Origin of the sequence: Salinisphaera sp. LB1 (assembly GCF_003177035.1) — a bacterium.
Classification (GTDB): domain Bacteria; phylum Pseudomonadota; class Gammaproteobacteria; order Nevskiales; family Salinisphaeraceae; genus Salinisphaera.
The window spans coordinates 2,406,544-2,428,162 of the sequence record NZ_CP029488.1 but is presented as its reverse complement, the minus strand read 5'-3'; the positions used below and the strand labels follow the sequence as shown (position 1 = coordinate 2,428,162).

The following is a 21,619-nucleotide window of genomic DNA, read 5'->3' as shown; positions in this document are numbered from 1 at the left end:
TAAAACCATTCACTAACAATTACTTGCCAATCGACCCGTTACGTATTTAGTGCCGCAATTGTATTGCGCACCATTTGGACTGATTCTGGAACTTACTTTAAGTCCCGGCTGTATTCGTTTATCAACGCATGGGAACCGAGGGCGTTCGCAGTGCAACGACGGCGTGTTCCGTTGACGAACGTAGCGGCATCAATCGACACGCATACGACACCCGAGCCACGTCGGTGCCAACACGCCGGGGCATTTCTATGGATTCATCCACGCTCGAAACGCAACGACTGGCCGCGCTGGATCGCCTGCAATTGATGGATACACCGCCCGAGGAACGCTTCGAGCGGCTCACCCGAATCGCCCGGCGCTACTATCACACCGGCATCGCGCTGTTCACACTGATGGGCGCCGACCGCCAGTGGTTCAAGTCCCATCCCGGCGTTACCGAATCCGAGGTGGGGCGTTCGGCCTCTTTCTGTGATCAAGCGCTGCGTGACACGCAGTCCATCGTCGTGCCCGATGCCCGCCGCGATCCGGCGTTGGCCGACCACCCCTGGGTTACCGGCGCTCCCGGCATCCGCTTCTACGCCGGCGTCGCGATACACGAACCCGGCGGCTTCAAGGTCGGGACATTGTGTGTGATCGATACCGCGCCGCGCCGTCGCGATGAGGTGGAACTGGACGTTCTTTACAGCCTGGGCGCGATCATCGAGGACGAGCTCGCGCGTCGGCGGCCCACGCCGGCGGCAAGCGGGCGCTATATGCAGCAGTCGGACCTCACCGCGGCAATCCGGCGGGCCCAGCACGCATTTCTGGCCGGCGTGGACGAGCGCAGCGCCTACGCGGTAGTACTCGATGACCTGATCACGCTTACCGGCAGCCGGTTCGGTTTCATAGGCGAGATGCGACACGACACGGCCGGTAATCCGTATCTCAAGGTGCAGGCCATTCACAACCGCGACTGGACGCCGGACAGCCAGGCGCTCTACCAGCGAGTGCGTGAGCAGGGCATCCGCTTCGAACGCCTGAACAACCTGGTCGGCGCCCCCATGACCCGCGGCAAGGTCGTCATCTCGCAAGACCTCGACGCCGAGCCGCTGAGCATCGGACTGCCCACGGAGCACCCACCGATGTCGACCTACATCGGCATGCCGGTGTTCTCGGGCAAGCGCCAGATCGGGGTCGTGGGGCTGGCCAACCGCGACATCGACTACGAGTTGGGGCTGGCACAGGAACTCGAGCCCCTGCTGCAAACGCTCGGCAACCTGATCGAGCGTGACCAGCTGTATCGCGAAAAACGCGAACAGGAGAAAAACCTGGCGCGCGCCACCCACTATGACGCCCTCACCGGCCTGCCCAATCGCTATCGCCTGAGCGAGTTATTCGGTTGCGCACTGGTCGCGGCTGCGCGGCGCAATACACGGCTGACGGTCGGTCTGCTCGACCTGGACGATTTCAAGACGATCAACGACACCCATGGCCGTGCCGCCGGCGACGTGGTGCTCTGCGCGGTGGCGGAACGGCTTCGCCGCGGCGTGCGTCAACCGAATTGGGTCGGGCGGCTGGGTGGCGACGAATTCGTGGTCATCCTGCAGGATGTAGAAGACGAGCGCGCCTACGCCCATCTTCTGGCCACGATCCACGAGCCGATCCGATATCGCCGAACCACGCTGCAGATCAGCGCCAGCATGGGCGTAACGGTCTATCCGGACGACGACGCGAGCGTCGATCTGCTGCTGCGTCATGCCGACCAGGCGATGTGCGCCGCCAAGGAGCTGGGCAAGAATCGTTATGAGAAATTCGATCTGGCGCGTTATTTTTCGCGCCAGGAACGCGGACGCGTGCTCGACCGCATCGCCGAGGCGCTGCGCGAGTCGCAATTCGAATTGCACTATCAGCCCAAGATCGACCTGGTCGGCCGGCGCGTGGCCGGTTTCGAGGCCCTGCTGCGCTGGAACCACCCCACCGACGGGCTGATCGCGCCGGGTTCGTTCCTCAACCATCTCGAATATACTGATTTCGCCGGGGCGGTCGGGCGCTTCGTGATCGAGCGCGCAATCACCCAGTTGCAGCGGCTCGACGACGAAGCGCTCGATTTCACCATCAGCGTGAACCTCAGCCCGTCCCATTTCCTGAGCCCGGGCTTCTGCAACGACCTCTGGCACGCACTGCAGGACTGCCCGGTCCGATTGCGCGGGCGCTTGATTCTCGAGCTGCTGGAAACCACGGCGCTGGACGACTCTAATCGTGTGATCGAAACGCTGCTGGCCTGTCGCGAGCTCGGCGTGCAGGTCTCGCTGGACGATTTCGGCACCGGCTATTCGTCGCTCGATTACTTCCGCCGTCTGCCGGCCCACGAGATCAAGATCGACCGCTCCTTCGTCCAGGACATGCGCGACAACGGCGACGACGAAATGATCGTCGACGCCATCATCAGTCTGGCCCAGAGCTTCAAGCGGCGGACCGTGGCCGAGGGTATCGAGAATATCGCCACCCACAATCGCCTGATCGAGATGGGCTGCGAGTACGGCCAGGGCTTTCTCTACAGTCGCCCCCTGCCCGCCGGCGCGGCGCTGGAGTGGGCGCGCGGCTTTCGCTGGGCGGACATCGTCTGATCGATCGCCATCGGCGGGCACCGCCTGCGGTGCCAACCCGCGGGTGCGGCTTGTGCCGTCGCGCCGGGACCGGGCCCCGCGGGACCGCGACGCCTGTTACTCGGGTCCCGGGCCGGTCACGGCAGCAGCCCGTGCCGCCGCGACTTTGAACACGCCGGCCCGCTCGGCCCTGCCGCCCTCGGTCGACTATGGTGCGCGTCGCTTTTGCGCTACGTTGTGGCCCTGTCCCATCTGCGAATAATCCATGACACTGCTTCCCGAAGTACAAGCCGTGGTCGACAAGCTCAACGGTGCCGAGATTTCATTCACCGACCTGACTGTGCCCGAGGCGCGCCAGCTCTATGTGGATACCCTGGCGCGATCCGGGGGCGAGCCTGTGGCCATGGACGCGGTCGAGGATCACCGGATACCCGGCCCGGCCGGCGATATCGCCATCCGCCGCTACCGGCCCGAGGGGCTGGGCGCCGCGCCCGCCCCGACCGTAATCTATTATCACGGCGGCGGCTGGGTGCTGGGCGATCTCGACTCGCACGACCGCATCTGTCGGCAGATCGCCCGGCGCTGCGGCTGCCAACTGATCGCGGTGGACTACCGCCTGGCACCCGAGCACCCATTGCCGGCTTCGAGCGCGGATGCCATTTTGGCCTTTGAGTGGCTGACCACCCACGCGGCCGAGTTCGACATCGACCCGAAGCGCGTGGCCGTGGCCGGCGACAGCGCCGGCGGGCACCTATCGGCCGTGGTCGCGCTGGCGGCGCGCGATCACGGCTGGCCGCTGGCCTTCCAGGCCCTGATCTATCCGGCCACCGACCTGCGCGGTGTCGCCCGGCACTATCCGTCGCGCTGGCGCAACCGCCACACGCCACCGCTGACGGCAGAATTCATGGAATGGTTCGGCCGCCATACCACCGATCAAGCCACCGACACCGGCGACTGGCGCGTGTCGCCGTTACTGGCCGGCTCGCTGGCCGGTGTCGCCCCGGCGCTGGTGCTGACCGTTGGCGCCGACGTGCTCATGGACGAGGGCGCGCTCTACGCGACGCGTCTGCGCGACGACGCCGTGGCCTGCGATCACGCCCATTTTCCCGGCGTGATTCACGGCTCGATCGAAATGTATGCCTGGTTGTCGGTCACGACCGCCATGCTCGATCGTGTGGCCGACGCCCTGCGCGGCGCGCTGGCGCCCGGCTAACGCTCAGCCGCTTTGTTCCAGCGGCGCGGTCAATGCGGCGCTGGCTTGCTCCTCCGGCCGACCGAAGTAAAAACCCTGCAGATGCGAGCAGCCGTCACTGCGCAGCCGGGTGGCCTGATCGATATGCTCGACTCCCTCGGCCGTGATCTGGATCTGCAGACTGTGACCGAGCGTGATGATCGCCTTCACGATCGCCTGCGCCTCGGCGTCGTGGCAGATCTCCTTGACGAAACTCTTGTCGATCTTGATCCGATCGAAGGCGAATGAGCGCAGATAGTGCAATGACGAATAGCCAGTGCCGAAATCATCGAGCACGATCTTCACGCCCAGCGCCTTGAGCGCTTCCAGCAGGCGGATGTTGTTGCGCGAGGCATCGAGCAGGATCGACTCGGTGATTTCCAGTTCCAGGCGATGCGGGGCCAGGCCGGAACTCGACAGCGCATCGCGCACGTGATCGACCAGCGCGTGATCGTCGAACTGCACCGTCGACAGGTTGACCGCAATCGTCGCCTCGCCGCGCCAGTTCGCCGCCTCGGCGCAGGCCCGCATGAGCACGCGCGCACCGATGGCCCGGATCAGGCCGGTCTCCTCCGCGACCGGTATGAATTCCAACGGCGGCACTACGCCGCGCTCGGGATGATGCCAGCGCAGCAGGGCTTCCATGCCCGACACGGTCAGCCTGTCCGAGTCCATGATCGGCTGGTAGTACAGCACGAATTCGTCGGCGTCGTAGGCCCGACGCATATCGGTCTCGATCTCCAGTCGTTGCCGCGCGGCGCGGTGCAGTTCGGGATGAAACACCGAACAGGTTCCCTTGCCCCCGCGCTTGGCGTCGTAGAGCGCCAGATCGGCGCAGCGCAGCAATTCCTCGGTGTTGTCGGCATCGGCGCTGGAAAGCACTAACCCGATGCTCACGCCGGACTGCACGACATGCTCGCCGACCACGAGCGGCGCGTGCATGTCGGCGATCAGACGCCGGGCGACCGCCTCCAGCTCGCCCACATTGCTGCAGTGGGGCAACACCACGCAGAACTCGTCACCGCCGATGCGCGCCAGCATGGCCGCGTCGCCGAGCGCGGCCCGCAGCCGGCAGGCCACCTGAATCAACAGCTGATCACCGACGGGATGACCGAGCACATCATTGATGTTCTTGAAGTTGTCCAGGTCGATGAGCAGCAGGCCGACGCTCGTGTCATCGTACTCGGCGGCCTTCAGGGCCTGGCCCAGACGCTTGTTGAACAGGGTGCGATTGGGCAGATGCGTCAGCGCATCGTGATGCGCCATGAAATGAATCTTCTCGTGGGCGCGGTGCTCCTCGGTGACGTCCTCGACCAGATACATCAAGTTGGCCGCGCCCCCGGCATCCTCATTGACGCGCATCACGCGGCACTTGAGCCGAACCGCGCCCTCGGCCGTATCGATGCCAATCCGCATCTCGCGGATCTCGTCGTCGTCAAGCGTCTTGGCGGCCCGGCCCCGCAGCCGCCGGACGATGGTATCGGCGTCGATGGCCGGCGCCGTACTCGATGCCGAACGCGCCGCGTTGTCCATGAGAATCTGACCGGTCTGGCTATCCTCGACCAGCACACGGATGGGAATATTGCCGATCACGTTGTCGAGAAACCCCGACATCGAGCGCGATTCGCGATAGCGATGCTCCGCCGCTCGCTTGGCCTTGAGGATTTCGTTTTCGTGTTCCTTGCGACGAGTCATGTCACGCGTGATCTGGGCATAGCCGATCAGGTGCCCGTGTTCACGAATCGGCATGACGATCACGGTGGCCCAGAAGGCTGTGCCATCACGGCGGTAGCGCCAGCCCTCGGCCTGGTGTCGTCCATGCTCGCGCGCACAGCGCAACGTTTCTTCCGGCCGGCCGCGCCCGCGATCGAGCGGGCCGTAGAAGATGGAAAAATGCCGGCCGATGATTTCGTCGGGCGCGTATCCCTCGATCGCCGCCACCCCCGGATTGCTGCTGGTGACCCGACCGTCGCGATCGAGCATGAGGATGGCGTAGACCGTCACCCCCTCGAACAGCAATCGAAACTGGCGCTCGGCCAGACGCGCGTGATCGTTGCGCCAGGTCTCGCCGCATTCACGTTCGACCACCGCGAAGCCGGTCAGGCGAGTGGCATCGAACACCGCTTCGGTCACGCTGTAGGCGGGAAAACAACCGCCGTCCTTGCGCCGGCGCCAGACCCGGCCTTCGTGGCGACCGTACTGGCGCGCCCCCGCCAGGACTTCGGCCGGGGGCGGCCCGAGTTCGTGGAGCATGGTCACGGGGGCACCGATTGCTTCGCGCTCGGCATACCCGGTCAGACGCTCGGCGCCCGCGCTCCACGAAAGAATATGGCCCTCGAGGTCGAGCATGTAGATCGCGTGATCGGTCAGGCCGTCAACGAGCTGCCGATGGATCGTGGTGTCTCGATCGGGAATCTGCATTCCAACGTGCCAGTTCGCGGTATCACGCTACCTTATCGGCCGCGAATTGCAGGACTTGAAAACAGACGCACGTCCGGCTCGCGTGCGCCCATGCCGATCGATTAGCCGGTCACGCCGTCGCCCATTGCGGTCGTGATCGCACTAGGGCCGACGCCGGGGCCCGGCGGGTTTTGCGCCGCAGCGCGGCGAGCCGGGCAATGACACCGGCCCTATTCGTTATGTGTCTCGACGTGGCCGCCGAACTGGTTGCGCATGGCCGACTGCAGTTTGTCACCGAAGCTCGGCGTGTTGCGCGACCGGAAGCGGGCGAATAACGCGGCCGAGAGCACGTTGGCGGGCACCGCCTGCTCGATCGCCGCATTGATCGTCCAGCGGCCTTCGCCGGAGTCGGAGACCTCGCCGGTAAAGGCGTCCAGGCTCTGGTCCTCGGCCAGCGCGATCGACGTCAGGTCCAGTAACCACGAGGAGATTACGCTGCCGCGCCGCCAGACCTCGGCAATATCGGCCAGGTTGAGGTCGAACTGCTCGTCCTCGGGCAGGAAATCGGCGGCACGGTTCTTGAGGATATCGAAGCCTTCCGCATAGGCCGCCATCATGCCGTACTCGATGCCGTTGTGGACCATTTTCACGAAATGCCCGGCGCCGACCGGGCCACAGTGCAGATAGCCCTGTTCCGCCCGCGGCTCCAGTGTCTCGCGCCCGGGCGTATCGTCGATATCGCCCGGGCCGGGGGCCAGCGTGGCGAAGATCGGATCGTGTCGCTCGACGGTGTCCTTGTCGCCGCCGATCATCAGGCAGTAGCCGCGCTCCCGGCCCCAGACGCCGCCGGAGACACCGACATCCATGTAGCGGATATCGTGTTCGGCGAGCGTTCGGGCACGGCGGACGTCGTCCTTGAAGTTCGCGTTGCCACCATCGATCAGGGTATCGCCGGGTGCCAACAACGGCGCCAGTTCGGCGACCGTGTTTTCGGTGACTTCGCCCGCGGGCAGCATCAGCCACAGCGTGCGGGGTTGGGGCAAGGCCCGGATCATGCCGGCCAGAGATTCGGCGGCCTCGCCGCCGGCATCCGCAATACGCGACACCGCCTCCGCATGGGTGTCGAAGACCACGCATTCATGGCCATCATCCATCAGACGGCATGCGATGTTGCCGCCCATGCGGCCGAGCCCGAGCACTCCGATCTTCACGACGACCTCCTTGTTGGCAAACCGCCCAGCGTGGCGATCCGCCCTGACTGCTATACGAGAGGACTCATTTTACAGCGTGCGGTCGCGGCTGCGGCGCCCGGCCGCAGCCGCATCGCGCGCTCGAAACGGCAACAGCCCTAACGACGGCGCTTGAAATCGCTGGCGTCGTGGCGCTCCGGCAACTGTTCCGACTCGTCGCCCCACAGACGGTTGACCATGCGCCCGCGCACCACCGCCGGGCGCGCATCGATGGCCCGGGCCCAGCGCTGAACGTGTTCGTAGTCCTGCACCTGCAGGAACTCGCCAGCGTCGTAGAGCCGCCCCAGCGCGAGCGCGCCGTACCACGGCCAGGTGGCGATATCGGCGATGGTGTATTCGTCGCCGGCGAGGTAGGTATGGTCGGCCAGGCGCCGATCGAGCACATCGAGCTGGCGCTTGACTTCCATGGTGAAGCGATCGATCGCGTACTCGATCTTCTCCGGCGCGTAGTTGTAGAAGTGGCCGAAACCGCCGCCGAGGTAAGGGGCGCTTCCCATCTGCCAGAACAGCCAGTTCAGCGTTTCGGTGCGAACGTCCGGATCGTTGGGCAAAAATGCGCCGAAACGCTCGGCCAAATACAGCAGGATAGCGCCGGATTCGAACACCCGCCGCGGCTCGGAGAGGCTGTGGTCGACCAGAACTGGAATCTTGGAGTTCGGATTGACGGCGACGTAGCCGCTGGAGAACTGCTCACCGTCACCGATACGGATCGGCCAGGCGTCGTATTCGGCCTCACTGTGGCCTGCTTCGAGCAATTCCTCGAACAGGGTGGTGACTTTTACGCCATTCGGCGTCGCCAACGAATACAGTTGGTAGCGATGTTTGCCGACGGGCAGCTCAGCCTCGTAGCGGGGCCCGGCATAGGGCCGGTTGATGCTGGCGAACTGGCCGCCGCTTTCCTTTTCCCAGGTCCAGACCTTCGGGGGTGTGTACTCGGTGGAATCGCTCATGATAAATCGCTGCAGAATGCAAAGGCGGGCAGTGTACTACTGCCAGGCCCCCCGGATCATCCGGGCGCGTCGTTTCGGATTACCGAAATCGGACTGCCTCGGGTCGCATTGCCGTTCCACACCGCGCCGCGTATCTGACCCGTGGCCCGTGGCCGAGCTACACTTGGTTCTGCCGATATTCATCCGCGCCGCCTATACTCGTTGCCACAAGCCGAACCGGTCGATTGTCATGAAACGAGTACTGCATTCCTCCGCCCTGGCCGCCGCCATTGTCATGCTCGGCGCCTCGCTCCAGGGCTGTGTTCTGGCAGCCGGCGCCGCGGCAGGTGCAGCGGGCGGCTACGAGGCCAAGAAGCACGGCTATGACGTGCAGTCACCGGTGAAAAAGGATTCCGCCGGCGGCTACAAGGGGCAGTCCCCTGTGGTCAAGCATCCGGAACACGACAGCGCGACATCGCCGCGCCCTGGCAACGACAACGATAACGCCGGCGACGGCACATCGACGCGCTAGACCCCGACTGAAGAAAACTGATCGCATATTTCGGCGCAGATTCGCGTCATCAGGCGTTGCGCCCCAGGCCGTCCACGGCCGGGCGCTTGATCGTGCATGAGCCTTGGCTTGCCTGGGAGGCAAGCGGCCGGCGCCACCGCGAAACAGACGCGGCCGCTGGCATACTATGATGAAAGTCGCGGCGCGCTGCGCCGGTGCATGTCAGCCTCAGGGGGCTTATGAGTCAATCCTCGAAACACGCCACGCGTACCGATTCGCTCGAAACCCATCTCAAACGCGAGAACCCGCTTTTGCTCGAGCCGCTGGCGGAGTTCCGCCGGCTCGATCGCATCGCGCATCGCATGGGGCTGCTGGCGCCGAGCGAGAGTTTCACCCGGCGCGTGCCGTGGTGGCCCGTGGTTTCACTGCTGGGCACCTTCTCGGCCGGCAAGTCGAGCTTCATCAACAGTTATCTCGGCACCACCCTGCAACGCACCGGCAACCAGGCGGTCGACGATCGTTTCTCGGTAATCTGCTACAGCGAGGACAAAGAGCCGCGCACCCTGCCCGGCTCGGCGCTGGATGCGGATCTGCGCTTTCCCTTCTACCGGATCAGCGGCGACATCGAGGATGTCGCGGCCGGCGAAGGACGGCGCATCAACAATTATCTACAGCTCAAGACCTGCAATTCCGAGCAGATCCGCGGCAAGATCCTGCTCGATTCGCCCGGTTTCGACGCCGACAGCCAACGCTCGGCGACGCTGCAGATCACCGATCGCATCATCGACCTGTCGGACCTGGTGCTGGTGTTCTTCGACGCGCGCCATCCCGAGCCCGGTGCCATGCGCGATACCTTGCAGCATCTGGTCTCGGACACCATCAACCGCGACGACGCGAGCAAGTTCCTGTTCGTGCTGAACCAGATCGATACCACCGCCAGCGAAGACAACCCCGAAGACGTGGTCGCCGCCTGGCAGCGGGCGCTGGCGTCGGCGGGGCTTACCGCCGGACGATTCCTGCGTATCTACGACGAGGACGCGGCCGAGGCCATCCCGGACGAATCGCTCGCGGCTCGCTTTAAAGCCAAAAAGGATGCCGACATCGCCGAGATTCATCGGCGCATGAAAGGCGTCGAAGTCGACCGCGCCTATCGCGTGGTGGAACTAATGACCGGCGCGGCCGATACACTGGCCGGAGAGGCCGGCGTCGGCCGGCTCAAAGGCTATCTGCGGCACTGGCGCCAGCGCGCGCTGCTCTACGACAGCCTGTTGCTGTTGCCGATCGTGCTGGCCTGCGTCGCCGCCTTGATCTGGGCGCATGGCGTGGCCATGGGCGTGGTCGATCGCGTATTCGGCAACACCATCAGCGGCTGGCTGATCGTGGCGGCCGTTGCGGTGCTGCTCGGTGCACTGCATTTCGCCAGCCGCTCACTGGCGGCGAAGCAGATCGCGCGCCGGATCGATCCGGCCTCGCAACAGGCCTTCAGCCTCGACCTGCGGCGCGCCTTCCGGCGCAATACCCGCTGGTGGCGCGGCCTTTTCAGCCTGCAACCCAAGGGCTGGCACCTCTTCGCCCGGCGCCGCGTGGCCAGGATTCGCGACAAGCAGGAAGCCATGGTGCGACGCCTCAACGATCGCTTTACCCAGCCTTCGGGCTAGATACCAGTTAGCACAACCCGGCGCCCGGCATTTCGAGTAATCCTTCGTGCCTGGCAAGCCGCGGCGCAGTATGGCCGTTTCGCACGATGCACCGCACCCGCGTCAGCCCCCTGCGGCCAAACGCGCGCGGCGGTCAGCAGGCGGTGTCGTGATAACGGGCCATCTGCCAGCCGAGCTCGGCCAGTTCACCGACCTGACGGGCCACACGCGCGGCCTGGTCGCCATGGGGACCGCCCGGCGCGCGGGCCTGCCCGGCCTGCGCGAAGGCCGCGATGCCGAACAAGGCAAAGGCGATGAACGCCGGCCATTGTTCGATCGCTGCCAATGCGCGCGCACCACGATAACGCCGCAGTAGCTCCGATTCATCGGGGATGCCCCACGCCACCAGATCGAGCCCCGAGATGCCGGGCAGGACATCGATGTCCGCCGGCAGGTAATACGGCAGACAGGCATAGGCCAGATCGGCGACAGGATGCCCCAGCGTGGCCGACTCCCAATCCAGTATGGCGACCAGCTCGGCGCCCTCCTCGGCCAGCATCAGATTCGCCAGGCGATAGTCGCCGTGCGTGATCGTGGGCACGGCGTCCACGGGCAGGTTGTGCTCCAGCCAGTCCGCAAGCGCGGCCATGGCCGGATCCGGATCGGCCGCCGTCTGCGCGTACTGTCGTCGCCACGCGGCGACCCGGCGTGCCAGATAGCCGCGGGCACAACCGAACGCCGACAGGCCCACGGCGTGGACATCGACATTATGCAATGCCGCCAGCGCATCGATCATGCCCGTGTATACGGCGCCGCGCTCGGCACGCGCCAGGTTCTCGAGCCGGGGATCGGCAGGCGCCCGGCCGGCCACATAATCCATGATGTAGAACGGCGTGCCGAGCACCGACTCGTCGGCACAGAACGCATGCACTGCGGGCACCGGCACCGCCGCCACGCCGGCCAGCGCCTGCATCACGCGATACTCACGCGCCAGCCCATACGCCGCGACCGGCGCCTGCACCGCCGTGCTCTTGCGTAATACGAATCGTGCAGCCCGCGCCCCGTAACCGGAATCGACCACGAAGGTCGGGTTGGATTGCGCACACGAGAACTGTCGCACCACCAGCTCGCCGTAATCCAGACCGCAAGCGGCGAGATAACGTGCAAGGGCATCGACATCGAAACCTCGACCGGCGCCGACTTCGATCAGCTCCGGCCGTGGCCCACCCCGGTTTTCATTGCGAACCAATGGCATCGAACGCATCGCCGCCATCGGCCAGGCCCGACACCCAGCGACGTGCGCCCGGCGGCCGGATGTCGCCACCGATTCCCACCACCCGCGGCCGCGCGACATGCATCAGCCGCGCCGTCCTGACCGCAGTCTCGCGCGTCAGCGATGCGTCGGGAGCAGCCACACGCCGCAGCGACTGCAACTCCGGCCGGTCATTGAATCCCTGCATCGCCTGCTCCTTTCCCGGACAGCGCCAGCGGCTGCCCGCGCGGACCTCACTGGAAATTCGCACGCCCACGCAACGCATTCAATGCGCCGTTTGGCGAACAACGCGGGCGAAGAGTGCGGGGCCCGCGGCGCGCAAACAACCGTGGGGCCGCCGTTCGTTTCCCCGAATACTCTGCACACACGGCACCGGCGGTCGTCGGCGACAAAAAAAGCCCGACCGCTAGCGGCCGGGCTCCTGATGATTCATGGACTCATCGTCGATTTTGATTGAACGATCAGCGGTCGTCCGACATCGCGACTTCGTGTTTGGTCATGCCATTGCGGCTCTTGACCTGCTCGATGTTGCGGCGCGTGGCATGCGAGACCACGTGATCCTGATAGTTGCCCGCTTCGACATGTCGGTTCGCTTGGGCGACACGTGCATAGTGGGCATGTGTACGGTCGTGGTGAACGTTGGCCGTGTGCCGAGTGGCGCTAGGCAGCTTATGATCCTGATAATTGCCGGCAACGGCGTGAGCGTCTGCATTGGCGCTGGCCAGACCGATCACGACCGCGCTGGCGGTGAGGGCGATGCTGCTAAACAGGTTTCGATGCGTCATGATTTTGACCTCGTTATCGACTAAGACTTTCGTCGTACGGAGGACAGTCTGCAGCCGAAACCGTCGTTTGCAAGGTGTTTTCTGCGACTAAAGTTTAATGTCTTCGATAGCTTGAATTCATTCCAACCGGGTCTACGATAGGCGCTACCATTTAATAGCTTGATAATACAGCTATTTGCCGAAGCGGCCCGGTCCTCTTCCCTGCCGGTTTTCGGCGCCGCATGCGCCACAGCCGGCTCAAAAAGATTCGCGCCGCAGACCCGGAACGTCGTCCGTAGCCGGGCTATTTGCGCCGATGAAGCCGCGCTCGCGCACCTCGACGGTTCTGCTCGACGGGCCAGGTTCTCAGACCTGATCGCGCCTGAAACAGCTGAGGGCGTGATCGTTGACCAGTCCCGTCGCCTGCATCCAGGCATAGACGATGGTCGGCCCGACATACTTGAAGCCGCGTTTTTTCAGCGCCGCGGTCAGTGCACGCGAGCGCTCGGTCTCGGTGGGCACGTGGCGACCGTCGCCGACCCGCACCCGGTGGTCGACGAACGACCATACGAACGCGGCGAAGTCTTCTCCGGCCGCCTGCATCGCAAGATAGGCGCGGGCATTGCCGATCACGGCCTCGATTTTCGCCCGCGAACGCACGATGCCGGGGTTGGCCATGAGCCGGTCGATGTCGGCCGATTCGAAGCGCGCGACGCGCTCGGGATCGAATTCCGCGAACGCCTGTCGGAACGCCTGCCGTTTTCGCAAGATGGTCAACCAGGACAGGCCGGCCTGGAAGCCGTCCAGCATGAGCTTCTCCCACAGGGCGCGCGGATCGGTTTCGGGTACACCCCACTCGGCGTCGTGGTAGGCCGCCAGCAGCGGATGACTGCGCGCCCAGGCGCAACGCGCTGAGTCGGCATGCGATGAGTTCATGACGTCCACTCCCCTTACATGACAGACCGGGGCTGCCGACGCTGCGACGCGTGCCCGCGGACCTCGGACCCCGCGCCGAGGCGCTGCGAAAGCAGGCGGTGCGCTGCCGGGCCGATGGCTTGCCCGGCAAGATCATGCCATGCGGCGCGCCTCGGCTGGCCCGGCATGTCTTGCGACGGCAACGGGGGACTCGTATGAAATGGCAACAGCCCCTACCATTCCATGGCTGCGCTGTTGCCACAGACCATCGCAAGCGGTGGCGTATGGCGGCAGCGCGCCGCAACTGTGACTCCGGAGCCCGCTCATGTCCGAATCGATTCCGACCCAGATGGCTGCAATGCAGCTGGTTGGCCACGGCGACGTCGATCAGCTCGTGTACAACAAACAGACGCCGGTGCCTGAGCCGGGCCCGGGCGAGGTGCTCGTCCGGGTGACCGCCACCGCCAAGAACAATACCGACCGCAAGGCCCGCGAGGGGCTGTACCCGACCAAGGACAAGGGCGACGTGACGTCGTTCGCCATCGGCGGTGCGCCCACGCTGACTTTCCCGCGCATCCAGGGCGCGGACATCGCCGGCCGGGTCGCCGCAGTGGGCGAAGGCGTGGACGCGTCGCGCGTGGGCGAGCGCGGGCTGCTCGATTTCAATATCTATGGCAACGACCGACGCGATATCAATCTCACGCCCGACTATTACGGCCACGGCGCCGACGGCGGCTTCGCCGAATACGTGGCCGTGCCGTCCGACCAGTTCCACACCGTCGACAACGCTGACCTGTCCGACGCCGAACTGGCGTCGATGGGCATGTGTTCCTATCAGACGGCCTATCACATGATGACGGCCGCGAGCGTATCGGCCGGCGAGCACATACTCGTCACCGGTGCCAGCGGCGGCGTGGGCACGGCGCTGATTCAGCTGTGTCGCGTCGTCGGCGCCATTCCCTATGCCCTGTCCACGCCGGAAAAGGCGGATGCGCTGCTCGAACTCGGCGCCGAACACGTCTTCGACCGGCGCGCCATGGACGATTTCCCGGACCAGGTTCGCCAGGCCACGGGCGGCGTGCCGTTCGACGCCGTCATGGATCTGGTCGGCGGCGAGGCGACCATGCGTTTCATCGAGGCCATGACCTTCGACATGAACGCGCGCTCGACCTATCCACGGCTGTCGATCGCGGGCGCGAGTGCGTCCAACGTCACCGAAATCATGTGGACCGTGATCTATCTTTATCAGGTGCATATCTTCGGCGTATCGCACGGTACCCGCGAAGAAGCCGAGCAACTGATCGAATGGATCCGTGCCGGCGAACTCAAACCGGTGCTGCATGCCGCATTCAAGCTCTCGCAGCTGCGCGAATGCGAACGCTATTTCACCCATCGCGGCTCGAACTACCTGGGCAAGATCGTGGTGGTACCCGATGCCCAGTGGGCCGAGCACGGCGCCCCCTACGCCCTGGAGAACAGCTGATGTCCCGACAATACGCCCTTCGCCTGATGGATACCCATGCCGGCGGCGATGTCTCGCGCATCGTCACGGGCGGCGTGCCCGACCTGCCCGGCGACACCGTGCGCGCCCAGATGGTGTATCTGCGCGACGAAGCCGACGACCTGCGCCGCCTGTTGCTGGAAGAGCCCTACGGCATTCCGGAGATGTCGGTGGATCTGCTGGTGCCGCCGAGCGACTCCAGGGCGGTCGCCGGCTACATCATCATGGAAGTGATGGGTTATCCCATCTATTCGGGCTCCAACACCATCTGCACGGCCACCGCGGTACTCGAATCCGGCATCGTGGAAAAGGTCGAGGGCATTCAACACTTCACGCTGGAAGCGCCGGCCGGGCTGGTGGAGATCGAGGCCCGGGTGAAAGATGGCGTGGTGGAAGCGATCACCTGTCAGGGGCTGCCGAGCTACATCGATACCTACGACGCCCGCATCGATGTGCCGGGCATCGGCGAAATCACCTATCACGTGGTCTACAGCGGCGGCTTCTATGCGCTGGTCGATGCGACCGAACTCGGCTTCGAGCTGGTCGCGCCGGAGGAACGCCGGCTGGCCGAGGCCGCGCATACCATCGTCGAGGCAATCCGCACGGATCGCGTGTTCTCGCACTACAGCCTGGGCGACGTCGGGCCGTTGCCGTTCCTGCATTTCATGGGCCCGGTCGACAATCCCGCCCGGGGCTTCTACCGCTCGCGTTCGGCAACCTACGTGCACCCGGGCGTGATCTGCCGCAGTACGACCGGCACGGGTACCTCCGCGCGTCTGGCGCTGATGAACCACCGCGGCGAAATCGAGCCGGGCGACCGTCTGGAAACGGTGTCGTTGCGCAACACGCGGTTTGTGGGCGAATTCGTGGCCCGCGACCATGCCGAGGGGCATGATGTGGTGCGTAACACGATCACCGGCCGGGCCCACGTCATAGCCGAATCGGAAATCATAGCCAACGCCGACGACCCGATGATCGAGCATCTCACGCTCAACCACGTGGTCGAGACACGCGCTTGAGGCGATTCCGCAGCCGGCGCGGCGCGCCCGGCTTGATTTTGATACCCGCGCCATCATTTTCTTGGCTGGATAGGCGGTCAATCGGGAACAGACATGGCGGAATACAGCAGGAACGAAGACGCAGTATCCCGGCTCACGCCGGAGCAATATCGCGTCACCCAGGAAAACGGCACCGAACGCCCCGGCACCGGGGAATACCTGCACAACAAGCAACCGGGTATCTACGTCGACGTAGTATCCGGCGAGCCCCTGTTCGCCTCCTCGGACAAGTATGAGTCGGGCTGTGGCTGGCCGAGTTTCACCAAGCCGATCGAGACCGCCCATGTCAGTGAGCTGACCGACAATTCGCTGGGCATGCGTCGCACCGAAGTCCGCTCGGCGCACGGGGACAGCCATCTCGGGCACGTTTTTCCCGACGGCCCACCCGATCGCGGCGGGCTGCGTTACTGCATCAACTCCGCGGCGCTGAAATTCATCCCGAAGGATGAAATGGAAGCCGCGGGCTACGGCGAATACATCGATCAGGTGGAGGACATCGGATGAGCGAACAACGTGCAATCCTGGCCGGCGGCTGTTTCTGGGGCATGCAGGATCTGATTCGCCAGAAGGACGGCGTGCAGACAACGCGGGTCGGTTATTCCGGCGGTGAGATGGCGAATCCGACCTATCGCAATCATGGCCATCATGCGGAAGCGATTGAAGTCGTGTTCGACGACGAACGCATCAGCTTCCGCGAGTTGCTGGAATTCTTCTTCCAGATTCACGACCCGACCACCCGCAACCGCCAGGGTAACGATATCGGCGAATCCTACCGTTCGGGCATTTATTATCTGAACGACGAACAACGCGCGATCGCCGAGGATACGATCGCCGACGTGGAAGCCTCGGGGCTGTGGCCGGGCCGTGTCGTGACCGAGGTCAAGCCGGCCGGCGAATTCTGGGAAGCCGAGCCCGAGCATCAGGATTATCTCGAGAAATTCCCGAACGGCTATACCTGTCATTTCCCTCGGCCGAACTGGGTTTTGCCGCGCCGCAAGAGCGCCTGAATTAATTGCGTCGCCGGCGGCTTGGCGCTGTGCGGCGCTCATGCCGGACAACAAGGAAGGGCCACCTCGATCATCGGTAATCAGCCGCCGGCGTTCGCCTGCCCGCCGCCCTTGGCGAACTGCGGGCTGTAGCGCGTCGGGAAACGCGTTTTCAACGCCGCGACCTTGGGCTCGTCGTTGACCCGCAGGTAGTAGCTACCCGGATGCTTGAGCGCATAGTTCTGGTGATACGACTCCGCCGGGAAGAACTTCTGGCCCACGCTGACCCGGGTCGCGATCGGTCGGTGGAAGACATGCGCGCGATCGAGCTGCTGGATGTAGGCCCGGGCGACCCGTGCCTGATCGGCATTCGCGGCAAAGACCTCCGAGCGATACTGCGGGCCGCGGTCAGGACCCTGACGATTTACCTGGGTCGGATCATGGGCCACCGAGAAATAGATTCGCAACAGATCCGCGTAGCTGATCCGGGCCGGATCGTAGGTGATGCGCACCGCCTCGGCATCGCCGTAGCGGCCGCTGCTGGAATCCTCGTAGTTCGCGTGCGCCTTGTCGCCGCCGGCATAGCCGGAGACCACGTTCGTCACACCTTTCACATGCGAAAACACTTCTTCCATACCCCAGAAGCAGCCGCCTGCGAGCACGGCAGTCGCACTTTGGCTGCCGGCCTGTGACAGATGCGCGCTGGCGGCCGGGATATTGGTGCCATAGACCGAATCGGCCGACCGGGCCGGCGTGTCGTACATGACCGCACCCATCACCATGACGACCGCCGCGCCGAGGGCGGCCAAAATCGTGGATCGTGGCAATCGAGCGTGCATATCAACCTCCGTTGATGTCGTGCCCGCGCGCGGTCAGGCCGCGCCCGTGGGTATGAAACGCAGGGCGACCGAATCCATGCAGTAGCGCAGACCGGTGGGCTTCGGCCCATCGTGGAATTTGTGGCCGAGATGGCCCGCGCACTCCGTACACGCGATCTCCGTGCGGGTCATGCCGAAGCTGTGGTCCGTGTGTTCGGTGACGTTCTCGGCCGCAATCGGCTGGTAGAAGCTCGGCCAGCCCGTGCCGGAGTGGAACTGCGTCGCCGAATCGTACAGCGCGTTACCACAGCCCTGGCAGCGATAGATGCCCTGCTGTTCGGGCGGGTTGTAGTAGCGCCCCGTGAACGGTCGCTCTGTCCCGTGCTCGCGCAGGATATGGTATTGGGCCGGCGTGAGTTCGGCCCGCCACTGGGCCGGCGTCTTGACCACGCGTGGCACCGTGCGCCTGCCCAGCCGCTTGCCGTGATCGTCGAAGGCCACGATGGTCACCGGCCCGGTCGCCTCGGTGCCGGCCTGGCTGTCACCCGCGGCGCTGGCGGGCAACCAACGCGTCAGCCCCACCAGCAGACCGGCGCCGAACACGGTCGAAGCCCCGATCAGAAAACGACGCCTTGGATTGTTGATGCGCTGGTTCATTTCGCTCTCCCGCAGATCGCTTCAGGGGGCCCGCGCCATCGGGGTGCCCAACATGGACGCGGCACTCGCTCGCGTGCTTGTCGGCGGTATACTCGGCGCGCCAGCGACTGCGCCATTGAATATACGCCGCAAGGCCGGCAGCTGATGCGGCGTTGCCCCGGCCGCTGCGGCACGCCCTGCCGGTCTGGCGCTGACGGCAGTCGGGCTCCGGCCCACTCTGGCCCCCCGCGCGATCAATAACAGGCCGCCTTCCCGGCGCGCCGAACAGCCCCGGCCATGAGTTCGGCCCACGAGTCAGGCAAGATGGCCGGCGGCAACCCGCCGGCCGATCAAGACTGGCCGTGTTACTTGGTCTTGCTGGCCTTGGTGGCGGCCTTGTGCTTTTTGTGGGTGTGGCTGGTCTTCTTCTTGTGGGCCATCGCACTGTGGTGCTTGGTGGCCTTTTTATGGGTCATGGTCTTGTGCGCCGACGTCGCGCTCTCGGCGGCACTCGCCGTGGCGGCAACGCCCACGGTCGACAGGGCCAGAATAAGTGCGGTAATCACGGCATGCTTGCGAACGTTCATGGTCGATTCCTTTGTAATTGTTCGAATCCCGGCCCGGGTATCGGGTCGTGGCATTGAGATTAGGCGCCCCGCCCCGGGCAATCATCACGAATCGATAACATCGATCGTGAAGCTTTCGTGATGATGCGAGCTGCCCCCTGGGCTAGCGTGGATACATCGTGTAACGGAGTACGTCGTGACCCGCCCTATTCTCTGCGTCGAAGACGATCCCGATATCGGGCACTTGCTGATCGCATTACTGGGCGATGCCGGCTACCCGGCGATCTGGGTCGACGACGGCGAAAAGGCATTAACGCGCTGGCGCGAAGCGTCGCTGGTGATTCTCGACCTCATGCTGCCGGGCATCGACGGGCTGGCGGTCTGCCGCGAGATTCGGACCGCGGACGCGGCCCTGCCGCTGATCATGCTGACCGCCCGGGCCGATACGCGCGAGGTCGTGCATGGGCTGGAGATCGGCGCCGATGACTACATCACCAAACCGTTCGACGGCGCGATCCTGCTCGCGCGGGTGGCCGCGCTGCTGCGTCGCTACGCCCGCACGGGCGGCGGCGAACCGATGGGCGGGCGAACGCCGATCACGGCGCACGATCTGGTTATCGATATCGATGCCCACTACGCCAGCCTGCGCGGCAAGGCGCTGTCCTTGACCGCCAAGGAGTTCGCGTTGCTGTCCTTGTTCGCGCGCCACCCGGGCCGCGGCTTCTCGCGCGCCGATCTGCTGGACGCGGTCTGGGGCCCGGAGTTCGACGGTTTCGACCATACCGTGAACACGCACATCAACCGCCTGCGCAGCAAGATCGAGGATGACCTGTCCGCCCCGCGTTATATCCTCACCGTCTGGGGCGTGGGTTATCGCTTCACCGACACGACCCGGCAGCCGTCTCCGTGAGCGTGCTGCGCGCGCTGCGCCGTCTGTCGCGCGGCCTGTACGCCCGCCTGGCGCTGGCTTATCTGGCAAGCCTGCTGGTGATGTCGCTGGCCACCGCCTGGATCGCCGTCGGCCAGTTCGATCTGCTCGGCCGGGAATGGCTGCAACGCAATCAGCTTCATCTGGCCTCGCATCTGGCCGCTCGGCTGGCCAGGCCGTTGGCCGCAGGGCTGACCAGCCGGCCCGCGCGCCGGGCCGTGCAGCACATCAAGAGCATCAACCCGGCGCTGTCGATTTATGTACTCAACCGGTCGGGCGAGGTGGTCGGCGCGTGGGCAGACGACCGCTGCGCGCTGGGCGGCCGTATTGCGATCGCCCCGATCCGGCGCCTGCAATCGCATCTGCCGATGCTGCCGGTCTACGCCGATCTGCCGTGCGATGACGGCCGCAACGTATTCTCGGTGGCCAACATCCATTACGGACCGCAACGGCATCGCGGCTATCTGTTCGTCGTCCTCGAAGCGGATACCAATATGTCGGTGGCGCGCATGTGGCAGACCAGCAGTATCTCGCGCTCGCTCGTGGTGGCCGGCGTGGGTGCCCTGCTGGTATCCGCCGCCCTCGGCCTGCTGCTGTTCGGGTTGCTGACCCGGCGCTTCTCGCGGCTCACGCGCGCCATGCAACGCTTCGCCGAAGGCGACCACAGCCAGCGTCTTTCCATGCAGACCGACGACGAAGTCGGCCGTGCGGCACGGGCTTTCAACGACATGGCCGCCACCATCGAAGCCCAGGTGTCGGCGCTGCGCGAGAGCGACCGCCAGCGCCGCGACCTGGTCGCCAGCCTCTCGCACGATTTCCGCACGCCGCTGACCGCGCTGCGCGGCTATGCCGAGAAACTCCAGGCCGACGTCCCCGAGCACAACCGGCCCGGGATCGATGCCCTGCTCGCCAACGTGGCGCGCCTGACCCGTCTGGCCGAGCAACTCTCGCTGCTGGCCTGCATCGATATCGATGAACGCGCCCTGCACGTCGAGACTTTTCCGGCGGCCGAACTGATCCACGACATCGCGGGCAAATTCCGTCCCGAGGCCGAGGCCGCAGGTATCGTGCTGACGGTCGACTGCGTCGAGCCGCTGCCGGTCGCCGCCGATCTGGAACTCATCGACCGGGCACTGACCAATCTGGTCGACAATGCCCTGCGCGCAACCGATCCCGGCGGCCAGGTGACCTGTTCGGCCGCCGTAAGCGGCGAACGTGTCCGCATTGCGGTGACCGATACCGGCATCGGCATACCGGCCGACGAAATCGGACTGGTCGTGCAGCGCTTCTACCGCACCCGCGAGGCCCGTAGCCGGCATGCCGGCAGCGGTCTCGGGCTCGCAATCGTGGCCGAAGTCTGTGCGCGGCACGGCACGCGACTGGAACTGACAAGCGACAGCCACGGCACCGTCGCCGCCTTCGAGTTGCCCCTCGCCTAGACCACTTGGCTTGTGGATGCGATCCAGGCCCCCCTGCCAGCCCACCGACCGCTGCCGAAGGCATCGATGAAGCGGTCGCGCGATTCGGCGAGCGATCGAGCAATGGCGCCTGGTGTTTGCCGAACGGCACGCGGTGACGGTCACCGAATACGGTGCGCATTGCGCAGGTAGACCCGCATGTCGATGCCGCAT

At 65.0% G+C, this 21,619-nt stretch carries 20 protein-coding genes; 10 read left to right on the top strand and 10 right to left on the bottom strand.

Features of this window, described 5'->3' with window-relative positions; translation table 11 throughout:
* Window positions 1-248: 248 nt before the first annotated feature.
* Together SALB1_RS10955 and SALB1_RS10950 are read left to right on the top strand one after the other, a co-directional pair.
* On the top strand, window positions 249-2,606 hold the full coding sequence (locus tag SALB1_RS10955; RefSeq protein ID WP_109993905.1) for a GGDEF domain-containing protein: 2,358 nt from the start codon (window positions 249-251) through the stop codon (window positions 2,604-2,606).
* Between the two features lie 244 nt (window positions 2,607-2,850).
* Complete coding sequence (locus SALB1_RS10950) at window positions 2,851-3,798, top strand: alpha/beta hydrolase (protein WP_109993904.1); 948 nt, start codon at window positions 2,851-2,853, stop codon at window positions 3,796-3,798.
* Window positions 3,799-3,801: 3 nt separating this feature from the next.
* Here the strand turns inward: SALB1_RS10950 and SALB1_RS10945 are convergent, their stop codons facing one another.
* The 3 genes from SALB1_RS10945 to yghU all read right to left on the bottom strand — a co-directional run bounded on the left by SALB1_RS10945 (window position 3,802) and on the right by yghU (window position 8,416).
* Window positions 3,802-6,237: an EAL domain-containing protein gene (locus SALB1_RS10945; RefSeq protein ID WP_109993903.1), complete on the bottom strand. Its 2,436-nt coding sequence runs from the start codon at window positions 6,235-6,237 to the stop codon at window positions 3,802-3,804.
* A gap of 209 nt (window positions 6,238-6,446) precedes the next feature.
* Window positions 6,447-7,427, bottom strand: coding sequence for a phosphogluconate dehydrogenase (NAD(+)-dependent, decarboxylating) (gene gnd, locus SALB1_RS10940; RefSeq protein ID WP_109993902.1), 981 nt, complete (start codon window positions 7,425-7,427; stop codon window positions 6,447-6,449).
* 137 nt (window positions 7,428-7,564) lie between these two features.
* Window positions 7,565-8,416: a glutathione-dependent disulfide-bond oxidoreductase gene (gene yghU, locus SALB1_RS10935; RefSeq protein ID WP_109993901.1), complete on the bottom strand. Its 852-nt coding sequence runs from the start codon at window positions 8,414-8,416 to the stop codon at window positions 7,565-7,567.
* 229 nt (window positions 8,417-8,645) lie between these two features.
* On the opposite strand from yghU, the gene SALB1_RS10930 reads away from it, so the two are divergent.
* Window positions 8,646-8,927, top strand: a complete 282-nt coding sequence (locus SALB1_RS10930) for a hypothetical protein (RefSeq protein ID WP_145961302.1) — start codon at window positions 8,646-8,648, stop codon at window positions 8,925-8,927.
* Between the two features lie 218 nt (window positions 8,928-9,145).
* Window positions 9,146-10,564 (top strand): dynamin family protein, encoded by a 1,419-nt coding sequence (locus SALB1_RS10925; RefSeq protein WP_109993899.1) that lies wholly within the window; start codon window positions 9,146-9,148, stop codon window positions 10,562-10,564.
* A gap of 133 nt (window positions 10,565-10,697) precedes the next feature.
* Here the strand turns inward: SALB1_RS10925 and SALB1_RS10920 are convergent, their stop codons facing one another.
* From SALB1_RS10920 to SALB1_RS10905, 4 genes are all read right to left on the bottom strand, one after another.
* Window positions 10,698-11,798, bottom strand: a complete 1,101-nt coding sequence (locus SALB1_RS10920) for a phosphotransferase family protein (protein ID WP_109995389.1) — start codon at window positions 11,796-11,798, stop codon at window positions 10,698-10,700.
* Complete coding sequence (locus SALB1_RS10915) at window positions 11,779-12,003, bottom strand: hypothetical protein (protein ID WP_145961301.1); 225 nt, start codon at window positions 12,001-12,003, stop codon at window positions 11,779-11,781. The genes SALB1_RS10920 and SALB1_RS10915 overlap by 20 nt, the downstream gene beginning before the upstream one ends.
* Window positions 12,004-12,277: 274 nt before the next feature.
* Entirely contained in the window at window positions 12,278-12,601 is a 324-nt protein-coding gene (locus SALB1_RS10910; RefSeq protein ID WP_109993897.1) for a hypothetical protein, read from the bottom strand.
* Window positions 12,602-12,946: 345 nt separating this feature from the next.
* Window positions 12,947-13,516 (bottom strand): DNA-3-methyladenine glycosylase I, encoded by a 570-nt coding sequence (locus SALB1_RS10905; protein ID WP_109993896.1) that lies wholly within the window; start codon window positions 13,514-13,516, stop codon window positions 12,947-12,949.
* Between the two features lie 304 nt (window positions 13,517-13,820).
* On the opposite strand from SALB1_RS10905, the gene SALB1_RS10900 reads away from it, so the two are divergent.
* The 4 genes from SALB1_RS10900 (at window position 13,821) to msrA (SALB1_RS10885) (ending at window position 17,061) form a co-directional block, all read left to right on the top strand.
* Entirely contained in the window at window positions 13,821-14,978 is a 1,158-nt protein-coding gene (locus SALB1_RS10900; protein ID WP_109993895.1) for a zinc-binding dehydrogenase, read from the top strand.
* Window positions 14,978-16,015 (top strand): proline racemase family protein, encoded by a 1,038-nt coding sequence (locus SALB1_RS10895; RefSeq protein WP_109993894.1) that lies wholly within the window; start codon window positions 14,978-14,980, stop codon window positions 16,013-16,015. The genes SALB1_RS10900 and SALB1_RS10895 overlap by 1 nt, the downstream gene beginning before the upstream one ends.
* Before the next feature lie 93 nt (window positions 16,016-16,108).
* The gene (gene msrB, locus SALB1_RS10890) at window positions 16,109-16,558 is read left to right on the top strand and encodes a peptide-methionine (R)-S-oxide reductase MsrB (RefSeq protein WP_109993893.1); all 450 of its coding nucleotides are present in this window, start codon (window positions 16,109-16,111) and stop codon (window positions 16,556-16,558) included.
* Window positions 16,555-17,061, top strand: a complete 507-nt coding sequence (gene msrA, locus SALB1_RS10885; RefSeq protein WP_109993892.1) for a peptide-methionine (S)-S-oxide reductase MsrA — start codon at window positions 16,555-16,557, stop codon at window positions 17,059-17,061. Before msrB (SALB1_RS10890) ends, msrA (SALB1_RS10885) begins: the two co-directional genes overlap by 4 nt.
* Window positions 17,062-17,141: 80 nt before the next feature.
* Here msrA (SALB1_RS10885) and msrA (SALB1_RS10880) read toward each other — a convergent pair whose 3' ends face one another.
* From msrA (SALB1_RS10880) to SALB1_RS10870, 3 genes are all read right to left on the bottom strand, one after another.
* Window positions 17,142-17,879 carry a peptide-methionine (S)-S-oxide reductase MsrA gene (msrA, locus tag SALB1_RS10880; RefSeq protein ID WP_109993891.1) on the bottom strand — a complete coding sequence of 246 codons (738 nt, stop codon included), beginning with the start codon at window positions 17,877-17,879 and terminating at the stop codon, window positions 17,142-17,144.
* 33 nt (window positions 17,880-17,912) lie between these two features.
* A complete protein-coding gene (msrB, locus tag SALB1_RS10875) occupies window positions 17,913-18,515 on the bottom strand; it encodes a peptide-methionine (R)-S-oxide reductase MsrB (RefSeq protein WP_109993890.1) in 603 nt (200 codons plus the stop codon).
* Between the two features lie 344 nt (window positions 18,516-18,859).
* Complete coding sequence (locus tag SALB1_RS10870) at window positions 18,860-19,081, bottom strand: hypothetical protein (RefSeq protein ID WP_109993889.1); 222 nt, start codon at window positions 19,079-19,081, stop codon at window positions 18,860-18,862.
* A gap of 175 nt (window positions 19,082-19,256) precedes the next feature.
* Here SALB1_RS10870 and SALB1_RS10865 point away from each other — a divergent pair, with 175 nt between their 5' ends.
* Both SALB1_RS10865 and SALB1_RS10860 read left to right on the top strand, forming a co-directional pair.
* Complete coding sequence (locus SALB1_RS10865) at window positions 19,257-19,970, top strand: response regulator transcription factor (protein WP_109993888.1); 714 nt, start codon at window positions 19,257-19,259, stop codon at window positions 19,968-19,970.
* Entirely contained in the window at window positions 19,967-21,427 is a 1,461-nt protein-coding gene (locus tag SALB1_RS10860) for a cell wall metabolism sensor histidine kinase WalK (protein WP_109993887.1), read from the top strand. Before SALB1_RS10865 ends, SALB1_RS10860 begins: the two co-directional genes overlap by 4 nt.
* The last annotated feature ends 192 nt before the right edge of the window (window positions 21,428-21,619 follow it).